We start from the raw sequence: 19,997 nt of genomic DNA, 5'->3' as shown, positions 1-19,997 counted from the left end.
TGCTATTTATAAAAATAGCAGGAAAGGGATTGCCTTTTCTGCTGTTTTTTATTATGATGGAGATGTTGAAATGAATGCTATTTAACGAAATAGCAAAGGGGAGGGCTGGTTTGTATTTAGAACAATGTGCATCGGTTGTGCAAGGAGCATTTTTAGCGCGTATCCAGACATCACCTTCAATGGATGCAGTTAAGCTTCCGGTCTACACGATGAAGGAAATGAATGAGTGGTTAAGTCCCGATCCCACATCATCAGAAAATCAGCAAGATGTTCTTGTAGATCAACATCGTTTGGGGTCTTTACCGCTCGCCAAAGAGGGGTTAGTCTTAATTAGCTTGACTGGACAACGAGCAGTGGCATTGCAACAGGAGCATGCAGGTAAGCTGATCCCCTCTAACTTTGCCATCATCGAGCCTACAAGTGAATTACATCCTGACTACCTAGAGTGGTTTATCAATGAGCATCCAGATTGTCGCAAACAGTTGAAGATTGCTACTCAAGGAACGAGCGTCACATCCTTATCTATTCAAATGCTTAGGACTTTGGAAATTATTTTGCCACCTATGGACGATCAAGTGAAGATTGGTAGCGTCCACAGATTATTACATCGAAAAAATCGTCTACTTCAGGAGAGAATCGTATGGGAACAGCAGTATATCAAGCAAATATTAATGGGGTATCTAAAGGAGGAGGTAAGCAGATGACAACGACTGAGTTACAGCGTTATCAACAGGGCGAATTACATAAGAAGCTTTGGGATATGGCGAACGACCTTCGGGGTCAACTTGAAGCTTACGAGTTTAAGGACTATATTCTCGGTTTGATCTTTTATCGCTTCTTATCAGAGAAAACGGAGGATCGGGCTAACAAATTGCTCGAGGAAGATAACATTTCTTATAAAGATGCTTGGAAGGATCAAGCTTATCGTGAAGGATTAAAGGATCAACTTATTCGGGAGATTGGTTACGTTATCGAACCCGACTATCTGTTTTCAAGCATGATTGAGGAAATTGCTAAGGGAGAACAAGGTAAGTTCGATATTGAAATGTTACAGAAAGCAGTCACTGCTGTAACTGAATCAACATTAGGAGCGGAAAGCCAGGAAGAATTCCGTAATCTGTTTGAAGATATGGACTTATCATCTTCAAAATTGGGTCGTGATGTGAAGTCTCGTTCCAAAGTTATTGCAAAAGTAATGGTTAATATCAATAGCATACCTTTCACACATGATGATGCGGATATTGATATTTTAGGGGATGCATATGAGTATTTAATTGGTCAGTTTGCAGCTCACGCGGGTAAAAAAGCTGGCGAATTCTACACCCCACCGCAAGTTTCAAAAATCATTGCCAAAATAGTGACACTAGGTAAGCAGAATTTAAGAAATGTCTATGACCCTACCTGCGGTTCGGGATCGTTGCTTTTGCGGGTTAACAAGGAAGCAAAAGTGCGGAAGTTTTATGGACAGGAGAAAACGTCCACTACGTACAACTTGGCTCGTATGAACATGCTCTTGCATGATGTATCTTATCATAACTTCGATATTCAGAATGCCGATAGTTTAGAGGAGCCGCGGCATCTTGATATGCGCTTCGAAGCCGTAGTAGCCAATCCCCCCTACTCTGCTAAATGGAGTGCAGATGAGAAGTTCCTGCAGGACGAGCGATTCAGTGCCTACGGTAAACTGGCTCCAGCATCCAAAGCGGATTTCGCATTTGTGCAACATATGATTCATCACCTTGATGATAATGGAACAATGGCAGTGGTTCTTCCCCACGGGGTATTGTTCCGCGGCGCGGCAGAAGGGGTTATTCGTAAGTACCTAATCGAAGAAAAGAACTACTTGGATGCTGTTATCGGTTTACCAGCCAACATCTTCTTTGGGACAACGATCCCAACGTGTATCCTTGTGTTCAAAAAGTGCCGAGAAGCGAATGACAACATTCTGTTTATCGATGCTTCCAACGATTTCGAGAAAGGGAAGAACCAAAATCGTCTTCGAGATGCAGATGTGGAGAAGATCGTTGAAACCTATAAGACACGGCAGACCATTGAGAAGTATTCATATGCCGCTAGTCTAGACGAAGTTAGGTCGAATGATTTCAACCTGAACATTCCTCGCTATGTTGATACGTTTGAGGAAGAAGAAGCGATAGATATTCAAGCCATTCAAACTCGATTAAAGGAAATTGACGATGAGATTTCGAGTATAGATCAAGAGTTGGAAAAGTATTTTAAAGAGTTGGGGGTCAGAGTCAATGAGTAGGAGTCCTAATCTGCGTTTCAATAGTTTCACTGACCCTTGGAATCCAGTGGAACTGGGGTCGCTATGTGAGATAAACCCTAAAAGTGATCCTATCCCTAACGAGTTTGTATATATAGACCTTGAAAGTGTTGAATCGGGGCAATTATATGAAATAAATGTTATCAGAAAAGAGGATGCTCCAAGCCGGGCACAAAGACTTTTAAGAGAGAAAGATGTTCTATTTCAAACTGTTAGACCTTATCAAAAGAATCATTATATCTTTAAAGATGTTTTTGACCTTCCAGTCGTTGCATCCACAGGATTTGCTCAATTACGTAATGAAAAATCAAGTGAATTTATATATCACTTACTTTATTCAAGCAGATTTGAAAAACAGGTTTTAATACGATGTACAGGTTCAAATTACCCTGCGATAAACAGTGCAGATCTATCGGAAATTGAGGTTTTTGTTCCTTCTATATTAGAACAACAAAAAATCGCGTCCTTTTTCTCCCTCCTCGATCAAAAGATCGAGAAGCAACAGGAGAAGGTTGAAAAACTGGAACTGTTCAAGAAATGCATTCTGCAGAAGATTATTTCGCAGGAGATCCGGTTCAAAAATGAGAATGGAAAGGATTTTCCTGAATGGGACATTGAATTGTTCGAGCAAGTTGCCACAAACAGTTCCAATAAGATCAATCCACAGAGCAAGTTGAACGTGCCGTGTATTGAATTAGAGAATATTGTTGGTGATAGAGGTCAAATCAACGGATATTTTTTATCACACGAGCAACAAAGTACTAAAAATGAGTTTACTAAAGGCTCCGTTTTGTTTGGAAAACTGCGCCCGTACCTTAAGAAGTATTGGTATGCAACATTTGATGGGGTTTGCTCATCAGAAATTTGGGTTTTGACATCAAAAAGTCCTAGAATTACTAATGAATTTTTGTATTTTATAATTCAAAGTGATACTTTTCAACAGGCAGCGAATATATCGTCAGGTTCCAAGATGCCGAGAACTGAGTGGGATTCCGTCAGAAGTCTTGAGATCCCACTGCCTTCGCTTGAAGAACAGAAGAAGATCGTTTCCTTTCTATTTACCTTAGAAGAAAAAATCTCTAAGGAAGAATCGAAAGTCGAATCCCTTAAACAGTTGAAAAATGGTTTGTTGCAGCAGATGTTCGTTTGATATCAGGAAACGGTATTGGTGGCAAGTCAAACGTTTTTAAAGATCGATCTCAATAGGGGTCGATCTTTTTTAACTATACTACGACTCACAACACTCCAGTCACAAACCCCAATTACTTACAGGAAATTTGCTTCTCTTGTATAATGGTCTTAATTTGATCTTCGGGGGTTGTTATTGATGAACCAACAGTATAATCGAGAAGCCGAACTGAAAGAGCGATTCAACCGATTCATTGCTGACAAGATAACCGGTACCGCTGAGGATTACTATTCCAGGCTGACAGTTGAAGATTTCGAGGATATCAAGACCACCTTAAAGGACATCCACAATATCATTACCTACAAGACCACGATCCGCTTCATCGAATGGGTGAGCGACCGATTCCCCTATGTTAAGGAGAATTATCAGGTTTACTTGGATCAGGTGCTTAACACCAAGCCAAGCAATAATGGCTATGATCTAATGGTCATCGGAGATATAAAGATCGTAGCCGAGATCAAATGTAATAAACCGATCAATAACGGCTACGTATTTGGTTCCAAACAGAAAACGGGTATCATTGATGATATCAAGGGGTTGCTTACAGGCAAAACCAAAGTGAAGTCGCTTGACCCGACCGAAGCTTATAAATTTTTGGTGATCTATGACTTTGGCGACCATACTTTATCCGCCGCGCAGCACCTTATCAAGAATTTATCGGCTGAAATGAAGGATAGGGTAACGATTTACGAAGAAGGTCAGCCTTTGACATTGGACAAGGTTTATATCGTATTCATCAAATAACTCGTACTTGCCCTCACTTGGTTACATTCCTTAAGTAAGGTTTGGAAGGAAATGTCGGGGTAACTGTAGAATTTTTGCATATGGAGAGATTTAAGGTGGAGGGGCGATTAAGGAATCATGTCCAATGAGATTGAGTTGCGGAGAACTGGAAATGTAGTACCTACACAAGTAGAATCAACTGAAGTAATTTCATTAATTCGGAGCCGGTTGAGTTATATACGGGAAGATATGAGAGATAACACTTACATAATTGAAGCATTACGTGTTCTACCTGTTGGGGGATACAGAAGTGCTATCGGGGCATTTTGGAATGCGGTTGTCGATGATTTAAGAAAGAAGGTCATGTTTAGAAGCATTACCTTATTCAATAGGGAGATTAATGTTGGGAGAGAGATAAAAACATACGAGGATTTTCAGAACTATGTTAATGACGACCAACTCATCGAGGGAGCTTACAAGATTGGAGTAATCGGTTGGGAAGCTTCAAAAGTCTTAAAACACGCTAAAGAGACAAGGCATATTTTTAGTGGTCATCCAAGCAGTAGCGAGCCTTCAATAATCAAAGTCTTGGGTATGATGGAAGACTGCATAAATTATGTTTTGAATGTGGATTATCCAATGCAAATTATTGACATCAGCGAGTATATAACTCAGCTTGGATCTGAAGATTATGACCGAAATAGGGTTGCAATAGAAAATGCACTTGGGGACTTGCCGGAGCATTATAAGAATGAACTGGCAAATAGACTTTTTACTGCATATATCCATCCCGATTGCTCGACAATTCTAAGATCGAACATTGAGTTTTGTATGCCTATCCTCTGGAGGGTTCTGCCTAAGGAAGTAAAAGTTCAGATTGTAAGAAGAGTTGATCAAGAGATCCCGAGGGGTAATACTACGAGTATATCTTATGCTTTTGCATTTGTTGAGTTAGTTGGCGGTAATATGTATCTTTCGACCTTGGCTAGGAAATATATAGTTGAACCACTAATTGTTACACTCAACGATAGTTTGGATACATGGGCAACTGAAAATAGGTGTGTTAGTGAATTAGAACCGTTTGCGGGGTATATTCCCTCTGACTTACTCCCGATGTATGTTAATGCGTTAACACAAACTTATATCGGACATATTGGATCATCATATTACCATGCAAGAACGGATTTCTATGCAGATGGTGCTGCATTGAAGATACCAGGTATGTTCGAGAAGTTTGATGATGAGGCAGCCGAAGCGTTTGTAGAAGCAGTAAAACTTAATGAAATAATTAAGCGAAGAATAAAGAATTCCTCAAAAATGAGAAGGCTTCGGTCACTTGGAAATATAGTATTGGAGAGAGTTTCAGATAGATTTAAGGATAGGAAGTTTTTGGAGCTGTTAGTTGATGAAACGAAGGAAAGAGAGTTCTTCTCTTTATTAGACCAATAAACCTTCTCTAACTGAAGGGAAGTCAACCCGCTAGATCGCATTTAGCGGGTTTTAGTTTTTTCATTAACCCTTCGAGGTTATTATCTGCTTTTTGAAGCTTCGATTCGTCTATAATTTCTTATACATCTGTTGATTTTGAAGAGTTTTCCCAAGAGGCAAGATTAATGCACTACCTTCATTTTCTGCGTAGTTGAAGAACATAGATCCGAGCTTTGTGCGGTCACCTTTGGCGATACGGTTCCACTCAAACCCGCGAAATAGGTCTTTCACGAGAAATTGCTCATCTTGGTGCAGTTCAGCAACTGTTTCTCGAGCAATCTTCATTAGCTCTTTAAGCGATGTGTTCGAATCGATCCCCATACGGCATGCTCCTATCTGATAAAGATTGACGAGCCACATAACAACTTATAACTTATAGCTATTAGCTACTAGCTATATAGTATCAGCTCTGCGTGGACTGGTCAAGACTTTCCTGCAGCCATTGCTTAATCATCTATGATTAGAGATGGTGTTTAGCCGGTAATTTGCTAAGTACAGGCTACGCCCCTTTGTGCTAGGATAAAGGAAAGTCTTAGAAACGGGGGTCATGAAGTTGTTAATTCCAGATATGCAGCTTGTAATTGATAAGATTGCGAAGAAGTACAACTGCTCATTGTTTAGTATCATGAGGAAGAAAATTATGTTTCATGGGGTAAGCAACGGGAAGAAGCTGGTCTTATGTACTCCCGAGTCGAAGCTTCATGTAATAGGACACGGGTGGTTCGATCTGACAACCAAGCAAGCGGAATTATTAGATGATGCTGACATAGCGATCCTAGCAGTTCGGCTGGAAGGAAACAAAATTTACTACGTTGATTTTAAAGAACTACGAAAGTTAATATCCGCCGCGAAAACGCTCAACTATTCAAGTGATGAAAAGTGGCGATTATACATATGGAGAAATTATATAACGATTAGAGGTAATGACACGAAGTTCCCTGTTGATCCTGAGATTATTGTAACCTGAGGAGGGTAATCGATATGCCGGTAAGCTTAGTTTCGAATGATTTAATGGATCGCTTTAAAGAGTTGTTGGATGAAACTGAAGATGAGTTGAATATCATCTCCCCTTTTATCGGGACACAGACTGCTACATACTTAGCTGAGTGGTTATTAAAAAATCCGACCGTAAAATGTAATATCATTACAAGGTTCTATCGAGAAGAGTTTATTAATCAAGTCAGTAGTATTTATGGGCTTGAGCGTTTGTTCCATGCGAAAGCGAATATTTATGCTCTCATCGATTTGCACTCCAAGCTCTATCAATTCGACTCGCATTCGACAATTATCGGCTCAGCGAATTTTACTCAAGGTGGTTTCATGTCTAACCATGAGATTTGCGTCTTAATGGATGACGAGCCTGAAATTGCTGAAAAGGCTAATGAGTACTTTTATGACTTGCTAGATCAAATTCAAGCAGCTGGCAATGGCGTCGTTACTCAAGAGTGGATTGATGAAGAGAAGAAGCATGTTCCTCAGTTAGCTGCCAATCAACGGCATAGAAACATTACCTATTCTAATATTTCCAAGAAAGGTGCTACACTCAAGAAGATCGTTCACCCAGACTTATTTGAATTGATCCTTGAAAATACGGAAGATTACTCGGATGAAGTGACGGGTATCTGGTTAAAGTTCGAGGGAACTGGCGAAGATCGAATTCCGAATGATTATGATTATAAGCAAATGAAGGGTGATCGAAGACGGACTTTAAATACGACCTACTTTCCTCGAAAACCAGGCAGTATTCAAAAGGACGATACGTTATTTTTAACAATTGTCAGTTACGATGAGCAGAATAGACCAACTCCCATGATTGTGGGGTATGCAAAGACTGATGGTTTCAATAAGGACAATGTAGTTAGCGAAAGTGAGATTAAGGAAGCTCCTTGGAAGCATCGCTTTCCGTACTATGTTGAATTTACCAGCGGTAGAGTTATTAATGCTCCGATCAAACATGGTGTTCGATTAGTTGATCTATATAATGCCTTAGGGAAGACAACATTTCCGTCATTGAGAAAACGGAAAAGTGTTAGTCAGCGGACTTTGCAGAGCATGCATTTTAGGCGTTCACACATTCGTATTACTCAAGAGGCGTATGACTTCTTGATGGATGAATTGAATAAACGGTTTCGTACTTACGGAGAAATCATATTGTAGTTGATTTATATTTAAGGGGTCTACTTCCAGATCAAGGGGTCGATCTTTTTACTTTTTGGAGCCGGATCGCCATCTGATTTACAAAAGGTGTAATCAAAATCAGGAGGCGATTTTATGATTGCACTTTCAAATGAAGACATTTTATTTTTGGTAAACAAGTGGGTATCGGACTTGGCGAGGGAGAACTACATCAATCCAGTTTTCAACGGATATCACAACGGACAGAATGGCAGCTATACAAAGAGTCCTGGCTTCTACACAAGCATTCGTTTTGAAAAGGGCGACCTAGATATTTGTATCGATCATCACGATGAAAGTGATCAGTTTAAAGTCACCATTCTTAATGATGTTGTTGGTGAGCAATTGGCATGGGTTAACCCGACCTCCCTTTCGAAGTTGAAAGAGTTACTCGAGATGATGAAGCAACCGACCTCCGTTCTTGTAAAGTACATCAATGAGCAAGCATCTCGTTAATCCAATCGAAGCCGTTCTTTACCCAATCAGGGGTATCGAACGGCTTTTCTTTTGCCCTCCCCCTTCTCGCCTTCTCGATCATCCTTGAAGTTCCTTGCAATTTCCAAGCAATTACGGTAACTTACAAGCACAATTGCAAAGGAGGGGTTAAAATTGCACGAAAATGATTTCCCAAAAGCCGGTCACGTATCTGCTCTGAATAGTCCTGATTCTTTGCCTTGGTCACCATCCAAAGAAGCTCAAAATCCGGACGAATTACCTGCTTTAATAAGGCAGTCTATCGAGGATAGTCGGGATATTGAGCTTGATGCCAAGTCCACCGATGATTTTGCCTTATTGGATGACCGGCATTCGGAGATCATGAAGCAACTGAAGGACAGCCTGACTGTTTCCCAATACGAACAGTTGCAAATCTGGTGTAAAGTGAACCAAGACAACATGTCTCGAAGGTATGAAGGGATATATTTGGTCGGAGCCAGGATCGGGATCAAATTTGCCAAACAATGCGAAAGCATTGGTTAAAAGGAGGGCATTTTTCTTGGAATGTCACTATCGGAATGTATCTCAAAAGACCTTGACGGAGGACATTGGTTTACCTGCTTGTATTGGAACGGCACTTTCAAATGAGATGAGGTTGATCGTTTTATCCAATCGGGAAAAAGACGTACCTGAGGAAGATCGAAATCTTGAGCAGCAGCTGATGGCGGACTTGAAAAAATCCTTGTCCGTTGATCAGCTTGAGCTATTAACTGCTCTGCAGGAAGTGATGGACAAGAAGTCAGTATTCGTTAAGGAGTTTATGTTTTTCAGCGGGGTCAAGCAAGGGATCAGCTTCTACAAAGCGTATCATTCTACTTAATTTCTCGATCTCCCGTTTGGGTGGCGAAAGATGCAATATACGATAGCTCGGATTAAGTGGTAAAATAAAAAGTAGTGTTTTGATTAAAGTTCCTCTCAAAGGTGGGATAATTTTGGCAAGATCAACAGTTCAGTGGACAACGTATCAATTAGTCAAGATGAAGGATCAAATCAATTTCGATCTTCCCTTCCAACGTCGATACGTTCGCCGGAAGGATCGTAGTTGGCAAAGTCTTTTGATGCACACCGTGCTGACTGATGGCTACATTCCAAATTTGTTGGTTTGGAAGAACGGTGAAGTTCTCGATAGCAGTGCAAGTAAGCCAAAGTATATCTATTATGCAGTTGATTGTCTCCAACGTTTGAATACTTTGTTTTTGTTCATCGAAGATGGTTTTGCCTTGTCTGATGACATTCCGTTGGTTGGAGAGCAGTCCGTTGCAGGAATGAAATTTAGCGAGCTGACAGATGAATTACAACAAGCGATCAGGAATTATAGCTTTGCCGTTACAATTTTCGATGAATCGTATTCCCTTGAGGATGTTGAGGAGATCTTCTACCGCGTCAATCAGACCAAGCCGCTATCCGACATTGAACAATCCCAGGTTTTGCTCGGGGAAGATAATCGGTCGGTTCTGAAGCATATTACGGATTCTACGTTGTTCAGAAACGTCAACTTTACTAAAGCTGATTTAGAGGGTTATGTTGATCGGAAAACGGCAGTTCAAGTCATTGCCCTTCTTTCTGGACGGGACATGTCCTTTTCTGGCAAAGATATGAAGTTGTATATGCGAGAAATCGGGAAAACGCCAATTGACCCTGAAATCGTTGCTGAGATTGAAAAGCTCTCTGAGTATATGATGGAGGGCTTCCAAGATTGGACATCAAAAATGTTTAAGAGCCTGAAGAAATCCGTTGTCCCTTCGCTTTTTATTACGGCGAGAAAGGCGAATGAACTGGATTTGCCCGCGGCAGCGTTCGGACAATGGGCGCAAAAGTTCCTGATTGATGAATACGACAAGGACTCTGAGTTCGGTGAGACCCTAAGTAGAAAAACGGCTAACAAAGAGGTCATTCAACGCCGAACGGATCTTATGGTTCAAAGTATGGAATCCTTCGCCAATGCCGTTGCTCAGAGCAATTGAATTTTGATCCGAAATACAAGAACGATTGATCTGTTACCACGAAAGAGACATTGCAAATGCTCATCACGCAGTGTCTCTTTTTATTTGAAGTTAAGCATTGACAAACAGACTGGTAAATCGCAATTGAAACACTGATTGGCGATTTTCCTAGTAAATTTGAACCCCTCAAAGGGGTAATCATCTTTAAAATTTACCTACTCATCCCACTCAAAATTCCCGATCAAAGCAGGATTTTCTTGAACATTGTTGAAATCATCAGGAAAACGCTAAAGTAACGAGGAAGTGATAAAGTTGACCCGAGAAGAACTTCGACTCCGGTTGAAGGAAGAACGCGTTCCCGAGGATAGTTACAGTTTGGGTGGCGGACTTTATAATGAGCGGCTGTGTCTGGAACGTAAGAATAACCGATGGTTCGTGTATTACAGTGAGAAAGGGATCAGAACCAACGAGAAAGACTTCTTGATGGAGGAAGTCGCTTGCCAGTATTTTTATGAAGAGCTCGAAAGGATGGTAAAGCGATCAGGATAATAATTGGGGGTGTCGAGGGCATTGGGGGAATCGATTTTAGGAAGCGGTAGACAGGGAAAATAACGGCTTTCCCTGTTTTTTCTACTGCGCTTTGGCTTTTATTAACTCATTGTCATTGATCCCGAGAAGTTCATATGCCCTACCGACCATATCTTTATCTCTCCCAAAGATATGAGTAGCTTTATGGATTATTCCGCTTTGTGTTGCCACATGGTTCAGGTTTTGCACCATATATTCCGAATTGCACAAAGCTACGACCCGCTTACTGTATTTCAGAAGCTCCCGTTGGAATGTTACGGCTTTTTCTGCGACTTCCGGCGAATAAACAACGGGTTCGCCATCGAATGCCTTCATATCTCGATGGTCAACAAGGACGTTTAATTCTTCTTTCCCAAAAGCGTTGCAAATTCCTAGAAGCGTTCTTGACATGTAATCCACGTGTTCACCTGAAAGTAGTCCATGTACTTGAAAAGCCAAGATCCTCTTTTCGCTATCCACTTGATACTTAAATCGCTCTTTTAGTGGAACACTAAGGTTTTTCCGTTGGTAGGCAGGGGTTGCAGAAAATCTCTCATTGGAGAACATATATGCAACCGACACTTGAAGCGCCGCGGCGATCTTTTCGATGTTGACGATGCTGATATTCCGTTCCCCGCGTTCCACACTACTGATATATGTCCGATCAAGCCCCGCTCGATGAGCAAGCACCTCTTGTGACATGCCACTTCTGGCTCGAAGTTCTCTTACTCGTTGCCCAAACTCTGCTCGTATATCCACTCCGACTCTTCCCTTCCCGAAAGAATACTCCACCAATTATATCGGTCGAATAGGTCGAAAGATGTAGAATATTTATTCTTGGCATGTTAAATGTGACGCTTAGTCAACTGACGGAGAGGTCTATATCAGTTATCATTTTATGATAGATTCTATATCTGATCCGGAGTGAAAATGGTATGTGAGAAGGATATTTCTCCTTGCTGTAGAAATTGTCATTGTAGTTAGTTAGTTGTAACACAGCAGGAGGGAATGGGAAATGTCGAAAATCCAGTTAAATGAATTATTACCTGATAGCTTTAAGCGAGTGACCAAATTATGCAATGGTTCTGAATTGTTGTTTACATATGAGTTGGGTAAATATTCTAAGCTGTTGTTGGGTAAAGAATTGGTGCTTTTCGATGTGGAAATTGAAGAGTGTATCAAGAATAGCGAGTATTTTAGCTTTGTTGTGTACAATGGTTTGGATGTGGGGTTTCAGCCTGAAATAACAGAGCTAGCAGCCTATAACGCCTATAAGTTTTTCACTGATACAGTTGAAGGGGTTGTATTCAAAAAGGACGATGACAATGAAGTCGTGTATGATTTTCATTACGATGAAAAGTCGAACAGGGTAATGAACATTGATAGCAGTAAATCAGCAGCCTATGTAAGTTTAGTGGCTTATATTATAGTAAGAAATGTTAGAGACGGGAAAAAGGTGCCCCGGATTATTATAGATCACGAAAAAGATTTCCCCGATAGATTTGAATTTGTTGATCTATGTATTTTGATATGGCATGGTAATAGGTTATTAGATGGTTTAGTTGAAATCAAATATAGCGAACAGAAGTATCCGTATGTCAACTTGGCTGATCGAATGTTTGATTTTGCGGACAACAAGCTAAAATTCCATCCTATGAGCCTTGCTTGGATTGCATTTGTTATGCACTATCGCCAACATGGATTAATGATAAGGGAGTATGGGTTGAGGGAGAAGTCCAACTATTTAAGTTGCAATTTTGAAAAAGGCGATGTAGTACTTCTGTATGAAAGGGTAAATGCAACGGAAAACGATCCAGGTGATCTGATTTCTTGTTATCCAACAGTTATAAGGGGCTTTGATAAGGAACATATAACTTTAGAGTATTATCCGCATGTCCGAACTAAATTAACCCAACTTGCCGCAAAAGAAGGCTTTAATTCTATACCGAAGGAAAATAGAATGGCATTGAATTATTTAACCCTTAAAAGGGTAGAAGGGTCTAGGAAGCTTGAACCAATCAGGGAAGACAGAGAGATGCGTATTGAGGAAACGTTTCGAAGCAGCATGGAAAGGTTCCATCTTTTGGATATAGGGGTTGATACACATACCTTTATAGAAAGTAGATTTTTCCTTAAACCGATGGAAGCTGATGGATCACATCAATATCTCGCTACAGAAGCCGGAGTGGGTTATTACTTTTTTAATACTATTGATACTATATTTGTAGTCTTTGAAGATAACCAAGTTGATTACAATAGGGAGAGGTATAAAAGGATGTATTACGATGATTTTAATAGAGAACCAGGTTACTCGATGAAGACACTTTATTTTAAGGAGTGGGAGTAATGGCATACGGTAAGAGATCATCGGCTTATTTGAAAAGGTTAGCGTTTGGCGAGGAGATTATACAATCCTTATCGAAAGAACAACGGGAATATTTAGCAAGTAAATCGGGAACGTTACATTTTGTGCAGTTACTTGGATTTCAGTCGATACCGGGTAAACGCTCTATTGGTGTTAAGGGTAAAAAAGAAAAATGTCCTACTAAAGTTGGTATTACTTTAAGATCGGACGAAGATATTGAGGTTCCTGTGATGGACATACTTTTAAATAACGTAACAGGAATAAATCCCAAACAAGATATTTCATTCCGCAAGGTTAAGGCAAACGAAGAATTCGACCTTTCATATTATGAGATGATGTTTCTTATTATCAGGGATGAATATGCTGGATATTTTTGTTCCCCAAATGGCGATCCACGTGGTGGATATGTATCATTTAACAATTGGAAAGCTTTTGAGAACGGTGAAGTTAAGCTTCCAACTCCAATGATACAGTTAAAGCGAAATAGACCAGAGAAAACGAAGAGTGCTTATGAAAAGCTAATTCGACCTATCACCGAATATATTCTTCCTATCGATGAAAAAGATCCAGATGGGAATTGGATAGTTAAGCCGCAATATCGTGAGAAGTTTGGACCCTTATTGGAGAAAATGCTAACTGATAAAGCGGAGGGTAAGAAACGTTCTAAACAAGCATATAGAGAGCTTCTTTTAACCCAATAATTTCAACTGGATTTTATAAACGGAGTGAAGGACTTGAAAAAGTTCTTTGCTCTTTTTTTTCGACATTTTTGAAATTAAACCGGAGATAAAAATTTTTGCGGAAAGTGTGTAAGAGTCCTAAAGGATAAGGGTGGATTAAATTAATTCATACAAAAGTAGGTGAGTATTTTAGGGCGGCGGAAATTTCGGATCAATTACGGAGATGAAAAATTTTACGGAAAGTGCGTAAGAGTCCTAAAGAGAGAGTGTGTGTGGAATTACTAATTTACAAGAAAGAAGGCGAAGCATATGGTAAGAAATTACAGTTTAAGCAAATTAACAATTCAGTCAATGAAGTCTATCGAGATTAGTCAGTTATTAGTAAGTAGACTTATGGAATCAGTTGGCGTTAATCAGGATGTAACCGATCAATTTATGGAAGGCAAGGTGCTTAAGACTAATCCATTGGCTCCAGGAAAATTTAGCGTCACTTGGGCAAATGAGAAGGACATTCAGGTAATAAAGTTTTTGGATAAGAAGGGGTTTTGCGTTTATCATATTTTGCCTGCCTTGTTCAAAATCGATCATCAGGTTGTGGAGTTGGTCGCATACCTCATTGTGCCAAAAGACATTTTGTCTTTGCTTGTTGAACATCCCGACGATTTACCTGCAAGTGAAAAGTTCAGTTACATTCGTGATTACTTCAATAATGAAATTTCAAATGCTCGGTATGGATGCTTATTCTCATATGTTGTGAACGAAGCATGGGGAATTTCCGAGTTTGGAAGCAGTATGGTCGAGGTCAAAAACGGTTATTTGAATCGTATTGGTTAGTCCAGTTGGATCATATCCCCCGCATCTTTCTGCGGGCAGAATATTGATGGAGGTTTACTATGATCAATTCTAATATTAAAACCAGCAAGGATTTCGTTTCTCCAGTAGAAAATGAGGGCATAGCTTTTAATATGAAGGAAGAAACGTTTTATAGGTGGGTATTGGAGAATGCAGCAATGTTGAATGAAACTATGATTGAGGCGATGGTTTCAAACTTAAAGCCATTTGGGGAAATCGGTAAAGAGTATATGGAGGATATAACCAGCGTAATTAATTCAAATGAGCATACGAAACAATTAGTAGGTCTTGCACAAGATTTATGGAATAATGGGGATTCTTCGAATCCAGTTCCCTATAGTCAGCTTATTAAGATTGGTTACACAGGAGAGGTTCCAAATGGCGGGTTTGATAGCCCAGTAAAGTCCGTTTTAGAAAATGTTAAACGAGCAATGTTCAAGAACCGTGGCTTATCAGTGAAATCAAGGGGTAAGTTGGAATTGAATCCAAATGTATTCGCATCCTATGTAATGAGTAGATTGACACTGGTGCAGTTGGAGAACGAACAGATTTATGCTTATCGTAAAGATGGGACATTCGATGAAATTAAAGAGGGCGTGTTGAAGAGTTTCTGCTACGATATCCTCCATGAAGCTAAACCCGATACTTGGTCTGCAAGTTGGGAAGGAGAATACTATAAGGCTTTAAAGAGGAAGATCCCCTACCTTAAGACTATGAATCCTAGAAGGGATTATATTAATTTTAAGAACGGAATGCTCAATCTTTATACGATGGAATTCACAGATCATAGTCCTGATTTTTGTTCGACGATACAAATTCCATACGAATACGACATAAACGCTACTTGCCCGACCTTCGAAGCCTTTCTTCAAGACGTGTTCGATGGTGACGAAGAAATTATTCAGTTAATACAAGAAATAATGGGTTATTGCTTCCTTCCTGAGATCAAGATTCAGATGGCGTTCTTCTTCCTCGGCAACGGGTCAAATGGTAAGAGCGTCTTAGCCGAAGTGATACGTCAAATGGTTGGTGTTCAAAATGTATCGAATGTCGCCCTAAACAATTTGAATAGCAGTTTTGGTTTGCAGAGCCTACCTGATAAGTTGGTAAATATATCGACCGAAAATGAATTTGATCGTAAATTTGGCACACAAAACTTCAAGATTATAACCAGCGGTGACCCTGTAGAAGTCAAAATTAAGTATCATGCCCCAATTAATACGGTCTTATATGCAACGCCGATAGTCCTGTTGAATAGAATGATGCATTCCGAGGACTTGTCAAACGGTTATTTTCGCAGGTTTCTAATTATTCCGTTCAAAAAGGTATACAAGGAACTAAAAGCCGGGCAGATACCCGAAGAGGGTGTAAGTTATATGGATAAATCATTAACCAATAAGCTTTTGCAGGAGTTACCAGGCATAGCGGCGTTTGCCTTACGAGGGTTGACCCGATTAATTGATAATAATTTTAATTTAACTGAGAGTAAGGCTTGTAGACGAGCACTAGAAGAGTATCAGGGCAGGCTAAATCCTGTGGCTGAGTATTATAACGAACGCATTTATGTTGATTCCAAAACGTACCCCACCCTTCGTGCAAGATTTAGGGAGGACTTTTGTAAGTGGGCAGAAGAGAATGGTTTCGATAGTATGAAATCAATTGGCGCAACGAAATTTTGGGATTTGTTTAAGAATGTTCTTCAAGAAAATGGAGTAACGCCTGTTGAGAAGAAGATTAACGGATACTATCACGTAGTAGGAGTCGGCATTCGCCCCAATTGATTGTAAGTAATTGATTACCGCAAAATATCGAAGAGTCCTACCTTGGACAGGCAAAGGTATCGGTTGTCATTCAGCACCTAAATTTATCGGAACTATTATTTGTGGTTTCGAGATAGTAGGTGCTTTTTCTTTATCGCTATAAAGGGAATCCCCCGATTTATGTCGAATTATACCAAGATAACTTAAGCAGGAAGTGATAGTATGAAGCTTGACCTCATGAAGTTATTTGACGGATACATACGTAATTACCACACGTTCAACCTGACCGTTCATCACGGTAAGCATTCCTTCACCATGACCGAGATCGAGTATTTTTCAAGACTTGGCTCCATGTTGGGGTATCATCCTTTTACCGAAGACACTTGTGGCAGAACAAGCAGACCAATGGACTTATCTTGGTGGGGCAGCTTTGACGGAGAATACTGGCACGATTTGATTTTGCATTTGGAGCGGGAAAACTTGTTCCAGAAAGACGAAGAAACCTTAGACAAGCTCTTTTGCGATAGAGATTACATACCGACTAATGTCATAGGGATCATGAACGTTCAGAACCGCGACCGCATTGATGAACTGATTGAAGTAGCGAAGCGGACTTGTAAAATTGCGAATGCCCTTCTCATCTTTAGAACAACGTCATCCGGCAAGAGTCAGGCGTTCTTCGATGAAGTCCATGCCTACCTGCTCAATAAATCGAAGGTTATGGAGACGAAACAGGCATACGTCTCAGAAATTAATGGCACGTTGTATATGCATTTTGAAAAGAAAGCTTGACTTCTGCAGGAGAAGTATTAAATTTCGTCACCTTTTATTTTGTCCGGTGACTGGTTTAATGATCGTGAAGAGGTAAAGTAGTAAATTTCAAATCGATAATTAATGTGCCGGATTGGGGTTGTGGACTAAGGGCACCGAGGGTATAGGGGGTAAAGAAATGAAGCGCTGGCGAAGGAAGATTCAGATTGTTTGTTTAGTGATCTTGATAATGATGTTGGCAGGATGCGCCGCGGCAACACAGAATACTGAATCGCATGTTGATTCTGGACAAGTCGAGACAGCAGTCGATCAACAAAGTCCAACTACAACGAACGCGAATGTAAATAGTAAGAACAATAAGGCATTCGATTCGGCTACTTCTGTTGAAGCCAACAATATGTTGGCAGACGGTTCAAAAAATGATATGTCAGATACGAAAGATAAAGTTCAGCCCGAAGGTGATCTTAAGGTTCATTTTATTGATGTCGGTCAAGGCGCATCACAATTGTTAATCGGGCCGACTGGAAAGACAATGCTGATTGATGCCGGAAATAACAACATGGAGGATACTGTAGTCGGATACCTGAAAAATCAAGGCATTTCCAAGGTGGATATCCTCATTGGCACTCATCCTGATGCAGACCACATTGGAGGACTCGATGCAGTTATCGATAACTTCGACATCGGTAAAATTTATATGCCGAAGGTACAATCCAATACGAAAACCTTCGAATCAGTATTGCTTTCGATCCAGAAAAAGAATTTGAAAGTGACAACAGCTAAAGCCGATTTGACTTTAGATTGGGAGCCAGGAATTGAAGTTAAGATGATCGCTCCTGTAAAAACTTATGATGACGACAATGATATGAGTGCAGTAGTGCATCTCATTGATGGGCAGACATCTTTTCTTTTTACAGGTGATGCGGAATCTAAGAGCGAGCATGATATGATTACATCAGGTGCTGATCTGAAATCAGACGTTTTACTTGTAGGACATCACGGATCAAAATCATCGACGAGTCAGGATTTCTTGGACAAAGTTAATCCATCTTATGCGGTAATCCAAGTAGGAAAAGACAATAGCTACGGTCATCCCACAGCTGTGGTATTGAATCGTCTAAACGATAAAGGGGTTAAGATTTTTAGAACCGATGAGCAAGGGAATATCGTCTTTACTACCAATGGTAAGGCAATCTCAGTTGTTCAAAATCCTTGGAAGTATGTGGATTCAGTGCAGGTACCAGATGAAAAGCCAGTTACAGCAATGCAATCCGATAAAATTTCAGGCGATTTACAAATTAGTGCAAGTATCGATAATGAATCTCCAGAACAAAATGCTACTGTAACAGTAACGGTAAAGGTGAAAGATAGTCGCGGTAGTCCTGTTAAAGGTGCAAAGGTAACATTGGATCTTCACTATAAATCAAAGGATACAGTATATGAAGGCACAACGAATTCGGATGGGGTATCGATTTTGGATTTTAAGATCGGGCGAGCTGCTAAAGGTTTCACTGTCGATGGAGATATCACCGTATCATATAATGATAAATCCAGTTCGTCAAAAGTTTCATTCACACCGCAATGATGGGAGTGATTTTATTTGAAAGGTATCGTTGACCGATTCGAAGGTGATTTTGTAGTTATTGAGATCGATGGAGAGACACAGGATGTTCCTCGATCATTAGTTGCTGATGATGTGAAAACTGGCGATGTAGTTGAGCTACAGAACAATAATTGGGTAAGAAATCCTTTAAAGACTCAGAAGAGGAATAACAAGATCAAAAAGTTGATGGATAGTGTTTGGGAAGATTAATTAACGAAAAGGCTATGCGTCCCGACAATATTTATGAAATGGCACACAAAGAGGAAGGTCTTGAGGGAGGTACACGGCGGGAAACAATCCAAAATTGTATCGATGATATTCTTTTCGAAGCTCAACAAGGTCACCTCAATGCATATGTAACAGATAACGCTCATAAGAAATTTGTTTATTGCAAAATTGAAGTAACTGTACAATCAGAGGAAATATAGTATTGGTAACATGAAGGCTGTGGCTTTGTTTGTATTATGGTGAAATAGTCCGATTTTCCGCTTTGATGACGGAGAATCGGATTTTTTTTTGTTTTTCTTAAAAATTTTTTAGATATCTGATGAGAAAATCGGATCTAAGTCTTTGTTATTGGTAATTTGTATTTCGCAGCGGACTTAATTATAAAATTTTGATCGGTTTATGAAGTCGGTAATGGGTCTTGTCATAACTCTAGGAGTCATGTTTCTTCGGGGTTGTATGATCTGTTGTTAATGAGGAGGTCTGTTTATTATTCAGGGGGTTATTTTTCAAATGGACAGGGTGTTGAAATCATTTTACGGAGAATGAACAAGAGATTTTCCACATAAGGCATGGGGTTATTGCTCCAAATTTCTTTAAGGAGTAGTGATACACATGTCTGAAACTAAACCAATTATTATTCATGGTCGGAAGTATTTGACTGAGACAAAAGATGGCTCAATTGTAAAACTGAAAAGATTCAATGAGAAATATGGTTTATGGATCGAATTGAATTTCTCTGATAATGAATCATCAATAGAGGATGATCTTCTGAAAATTATATCTGATGAGTATGTTAGACAAGTTACCTCTAAAGAAGAGTTGAATAGTTCGGTGGACAATGCTAATACAACAGAGGCAATGTAATTGACCAAAT

Annotated in this window: 21 protein-coding genes; 19 read left to right on the top strand and 2 right to left on the bottom strand. The window is 39.9% G+C overall.

Annotation, left to right across the window (positions count from 1 at the left end; all coding sequences use genetic code 11):
• Positions 1-74 precede the first annotated feature (74 nt).
• The 5 genes from B7E11_RS09300 (at position 75) to B7E11_RS09280 (ending at position 5,645) form a co-directional block, all read left to right on the top strand.
• A complete protein-coding gene (locus B7E11_RS09300) occupies positions 75-704 on the top strand; it encodes a restriction endonuclease subunit S domain-containing protein (RefSeq protein ID WP_139787128.1) in 630 nt (209 codons plus the stop codon).
• Positions 701-2,266, top strand: coding sequence for a type I restriction-modification system subunit M (locus B7E11_RS09295; protein WP_080833603.1), 1,566 nt, complete (start codon positions 701-703; stop codon positions 2,264-2,266). The genes B7E11_RS09300 and B7E11_RS09295 overlap by 4 nt, the downstream gene beginning before the upstream one ends.
• Positions 2,259-3,434, top strand: a complete 1,176-nt coding sequence (locus tag B7E11_RS09290) for a restriction endonuclease subunit S (RefSeq protein ID WP_080833601.1) — start codon at positions 2,259-2,261, stop codon at positions 3,432-3,434. The genes B7E11_RS09295 and B7E11_RS09290 overlap by 8 nt, the downstream gene beginning before the upstream one ends.
• Before the next feature lie 177 nt (positions 3,435-3,611).
• Entirely contained in the window at positions 3,612-4,217 is a 606-nt protein-coding gene (locus B7E11_RS09285; protein ID WP_080833600.1) for a hypothetical protein, read from the top strand.
• Positions 4,218-4,334: 117 nt separating this feature from the next.
• A complete protein-coding gene (locus B7E11_RS09280) occupies positions 4,335-5,645 on the top strand; it encodes a hypothetical protein (protein WP_080833598.1) in 1,311 nt (436 codons plus the stop codon).
• Between the two features lie 108 nt (positions 5,646-5,753).
• Here B7E11_RS09280 and B7E11_RS09275 read toward each other — a convergent pair whose 3' ends face one another.
• On the bottom strand, positions 5,754-6,005 hold the full coding sequence (locus B7E11_RS09275; protein ID WP_176220665.1) for a DUF1413 domain-containing protein: 252 nt from the start codon (positions 6,003-6,005) through the stop codon (positions 5,754-5,756).
• 226 nt (positions 6,006-6,231) lie between these two features.
• Here B7E11_RS09275 and B7E11_RS09270 point away from each other — a divergent pair, with 226 nt between their 5' ends.
• The 6 genes from B7E11_RS09270 (at position 6,232) to B7E11_RS09245 (ending at position 10,318) form a co-directional block, all read left to right on the top strand.
• Positions 6,232-6,651, top strand: a complete 420-nt coding sequence (locus B7E11_RS09270; protein WP_080833594.1) for a hypothetical protein — start codon at positions 6,232-6,234, stop codon at positions 6,649-6,651.
• Between the two features lie 14 nt (positions 6,652-6,665).
• On the top strand, positions 6,666-7,841 hold the full coding sequence (locus B7E11_RS09265; RefSeq protein WP_080833592.1) for a phospholipase D family protein: 1,176 nt from the start codon (positions 6,666-6,668) through the stop codon (positions 7,839-7,841).
• 114 nt (positions 7,842-7,955) lie between these two features.
• Complete coding sequence (locus tag B7E11_RS09260) at positions 7,956-8,315, top strand: hypothetical protein (RefSeq protein ID WP_080833589.1); 360 nt, start codon at positions 7,956-7,958, stop codon at positions 8,313-8,315.
• Positions 8,316-8,468: 153 nt separating this feature from the next.
• Positions 8,469-8,837, top strand: coding sequence for a hypothetical protein (locus B7E11_RS09255; RefSeq protein ID WP_080833587.1), 369 nt, complete (start codon positions 8,469-8,471; stop codon positions 8,835-8,837).
• Positions 8,838-8,853: 16 nt separating this feature from the next.
• On the top strand, positions 8,854-9,174 hold the full coding sequence (locus tag B7E11_RS09250) for a hypothetical protein (RefSeq protein WP_080833585.1): 321 nt from the start codon (positions 8,854-8,856) through the stop codon (positions 9,172-9,174).
• A gap of 112 nt (positions 9,175-9,286) precedes the next feature.
• Positions 9,287-10,318, top strand: a complete 1,032-nt coding sequence (locus tag B7E11_RS09245) for a GmrSD restriction endonuclease domain-containing protein (RefSeq protein ID WP_080833583.1) — start codon at positions 9,287-9,289, stop codon at positions 10,316-10,318.
• A gap of 609 nt (positions 10,319-10,927) precedes the next feature.
• Here the strand turns inward: B7E11_RS09245 and B7E11_RS09235 are convergent.
• Positions 10,928-11,623, bottom strand: coding sequence for a helix-turn-helix domain-containing protein (locus tag B7E11_RS09235; protein ID WP_080833579.1), 696 nt, complete (start codon positions 11,621-11,623; stop codon positions 10,928-10,930).
• Between the two features lie 256 nt (positions 11,624-11,879).
• On the opposite strand from B7E11_RS09235, the gene B7E11_RS09230 reads away from it, so the two are divergent.
• The 8 genes from B7E11_RS09230 (at position 11,880) to B7E11_RS09195 (ending at position 19,987) form a co-directional block, all read left to right on the top strand.
• A complete protein-coding gene (locus tag B7E11_RS09230; RefSeq protein ID WP_080833577.1) occupies positions 11,880-13,211 on the top strand; it encodes a hypothetical protein in 1,332 nt (443 codons plus the stop codon).
• Positions 13,211-13,930 carry a hypothetical protein gene (locus B7E11_RS09225; RefSeq protein WP_080833575.1) on the top strand — a complete coding sequence of 240 codons (720 nt, stop codon included), beginning with the start codon at positions 13,211-13,213 and terminating at the stop codon, positions 13,928-13,930. The genes B7E11_RS09230 and B7E11_RS09225 overlap by 1 nt, the downstream gene beginning before the upstream one ends.
• Positions 13,931-14,218: 288 nt before the next feature.
• Entirely contained in the window at positions 14,219-14,743 is a 525-nt protein-coding gene (locus B7E11_RS09220; RefSeq protein ID WP_080833573.1) for a hypothetical protein, read from the top strand.
• 59 nt (positions 14,744-14,802) lie between these two features.
• Positions 14,803-16,542 carry a DNA primase family protein gene (locus B7E11_RS09215; protein ID WP_080833570.1) on the top strand — a complete coding sequence of 580 codons (1,740 nt, stop codon included), beginning with the start codon at positions 14,803-14,805 and terminating at the stop codon, positions 16,540-16,542.
• Positions 16,543-16,743: 201 nt separating this feature from the next.
• Positions 16,744-17,313, top strand: coding sequence for a hypothetical protein (locus tag B7E11_RS09210; protein WP_080833568.1), 570 nt, complete (start codon positions 16,744-16,746; stop codon positions 17,311-17,313).
• Positions 17,314-17,470: 157 nt separating this feature from the next.
• Complete coding sequence (locus B7E11_RS09205; protein WP_245809663.1) at positions 17,471-18,877, top strand: MBL fold metallo-hydrolase; 1,407 nt, start codon at positions 17,471-17,473, stop codon at positions 18,875-18,877.
• Positions 18,878-18,892: 15 nt separating this feature from the next.
• The gene (locus B7E11_RS09200; protein WP_080833566.1) at positions 18,893-19,105 is read left to right on the top strand and encodes a DUF3006 domain-containing protein; all 213 of its coding nucleotides are present in this window, start codon (positions 18,893-18,895) and stop codon (positions 19,103-19,105) included.
• Between the two features lie 630 nt (positions 19,106-19,735).
• Complete coding sequence (locus B7E11_RS09195; RefSeq protein ID WP_080833564.1) at positions 19,736-19,987, top strand: hypothetical protein; 252 nt, start codon at positions 19,736-19,738, stop codon at positions 19,985-19,987.
• The last annotated feature ends 10 nt before the right edge of the window (positions 19,988-19,997 follow it).

The sequence above is a fragment of the Cohnella massiliensis genome (assembly GCF_900169535.1).
GTDB classification, from domain to species: domain Bacteria; phylum Bacillota; class Bacilli; order Paenibacillales; family Paenibacillaceae; genus Cohnella; species Cohnella algarum.
This window is presented reverse-complemented; position numbering and strand designations above follow the sequence as displayed.